We start from the raw sequence: 2,129 nt of genomic DNA, 5'->3' as shown, positions 1-2,129 counted from the left end.
CTTCAACTACGTCGCACTTTGGTAACTCAAATGTTCAGTCCTACAACCCCAACAAGCAAGCTCGTTGGTTTGGGCTCTTCCCGTTTCGCTCGCCGCTACTCAGGGAATCGAATTTTCTTTCTCTTCCTGCAGCTACTTAGATGTTTCAGTTCACTGCGTCTACCGCCTGACAGCTATGTATTCACTGCTCAGGCAATCATCGACTAAGATGATTGGGTTTCCCCATTCGGAAATCTCCGGATCAAAGCGTACTTACCGCTCCCCGAAGCATATCGGTGTTAGTCCCGTCCTTCATCGGCTCCTAGTACCAAGGCATTCACCATGCGCCCTTCATAACTTAACCTTGATGATCTTACGATCACCTCAGTTATTGAGTATGCGATTAATTTCGTTAATAAAACTCAAATAACGCGGTGTTCTCGGTTTAATTGTGAATAAAGAAATAAATATTATTTAGTTTTCAAAGTACAAGCACCAGTCAAACGACTGGCAATGGAGAATAACGGGATCGAACCGATGACCTCCTGCTTGCAAAGCAGGTGCTCTCCCAGCTGAGCTAATTCCCCATATATGGGTCTAAGTGGACTCGAACCACCGACCTCACGCTTATCAGGCGTGCGCTCTAACCAACTGAGCTATAGACCCAACAAGCGAACGATTATTGAGATGAGGTGGTAAACCCCTCAAAACTGAACGCAGTTTCAACGAATGTGCAGGTTTCCGATTAATTCCTTAGAAAGGAGGTGATCCAGCCGCAGGTTCTCCTACGGCTACCTTGTTACGACTTCACCCTAATCATCTGCCCCACCTTAGGCGGCTAGCTCCCCGAAGGGTTACCCCACCGACTTTGGGTGTTGCAAACTCTCATGGTGTGACGGGCGGTGTGTACAAGGCCCGGGAACGTATTCACCGCGGCATGCTGATCCGCGATTACTAGCGATTCCGACTTCGTGCAGGCGAGTTGCAGCCTGCAGTCCGAACTGAGAACGGTTTTAAGAGATTAGCTTGCCCTCGCGAGTTCGCGACTCGTTGTACCGTCCATTGTAGCACGTGTGTAGCCCAGGTCATAAGGGGCATGATGATCTGACGTCGTCCCCACCTTCCTCCGGTTTGTCACCGGCAGTCTCACTAGAGTGCCCAACTGAATGCTGGCAACTAGTAACAAGGGTTGCGCTCGTTGCGGGACTTAACCCAACATCTCACGACACGAGCTGACGACGACCATGCACCACCTGTCATTGCGTTCCCGAAGGAAACGCCCTATCTCTAGGGTTGGCGCAAGATGTCAAGACCTGGTAAGGTTCTTCGCGTAGCTTCGAATTAAACCACATGCTCCACCGCTTGTGCGGGCCCCCGTCAATTCCTTTGAGTTTCAACCTTGCGGTCGTACTCCCCAGGCGGAGTGCTTAATGCGTTAGCTGCGGCACTGAAGGGCGGAAACCCTCCAACACCTAGCACTCATCGTTTACGGCATGGACTACCAGGGTATCTAATCCTGTTCGCTACCCATGCTTTCGAGCCTCAGCGTCAGTTGCAGACCAGACAGCCGCCTTCGCCACTGGTGTTCTTCCATATATCTACGCATTCCACCGCTACACATGGAGTTCCACTGTCCTCTTCTGCACTCAAGTCTGACAGTTTCCGATGCACTTCTTTGGTTAAGCCAAAGGCTTTCACATCAGACTTATCAAACCGCCTGCGCTCGCTTTACGCCCAATAAATCCGGATAACGCTTGCCACCTACGTATTACCGCGGCTGCTGGCACGTAGTTAGCCGTGACTTTCTGGTTAGATACCGTCACTGCGTAAACAGTTACTCTCACGCACGTTCTTCTCTAACAACAGAGCTTTACGAGCCGAAACCCTTCTTCACTCACGCGGTGTTGCTCCATCAGGCTTGCGCCCATTGTGGAAGATTCCCTACTGCTGCCTCCCGTAGGAGTATGGACCGTGTCTCAGTTCCATTGTGGCCGATCAGTCTCTCAACTCGGCTACGCATCACAGCCTTGGTAGGCCGTTACCCTACCAACAAGCTAATGCGCCGCAGGTCCATCCCAAAGTGATAGCCGAAGCCATCTTTTAAATTTGAATCATGCGATTCAAATTGTTATGCGGTATTAGCATCTGTT

At 50.7% G+C, this 2,129-nt stretch carries 2 tRNA genes and 2 rRNA genes; all 4 read right to left on the bottom strand.

The features are described from left to right. A 23S ribosomal RNA gene (locus tag FC47_RS10105) occupies window positions 1-343 on the bottom strand; the annotation flags it as partial. A 150-nt stretch (window positions 344-493) separates the two neighbouring features. Beyond that, a tRNA-Ala gene (locus FC47_RS10100) sits at window positions 494-566 on the bottom strand. Window positions 567-571: 5 nt separating this feature from the next. After that, a tRNA-Ile gene (locus tag FC47_RS10095) sits at window positions 572-645 on the bottom strand. Window positions 646-736: 91 nt separating this feature from the next. Further along, window positions 737-2,129, bottom strand: a 16S ribosomal RNA gene (locus tag FC47_RS10090); the annotation flags it as partial.

It is taken from the genome of Limosilactobacillus mucosae DSM 13345 (genome assembly GCF_001436025.1).
Classification (GTDB): Bacteria; Bacillota; Bacilli; order Lactobacillales; family Lactobacillaceae; genus Limosilactobacillus; species Limosilactobacillus mucosae.
This window is presented reverse-complemented; position numbering and strand designations above follow the sequence as displayed.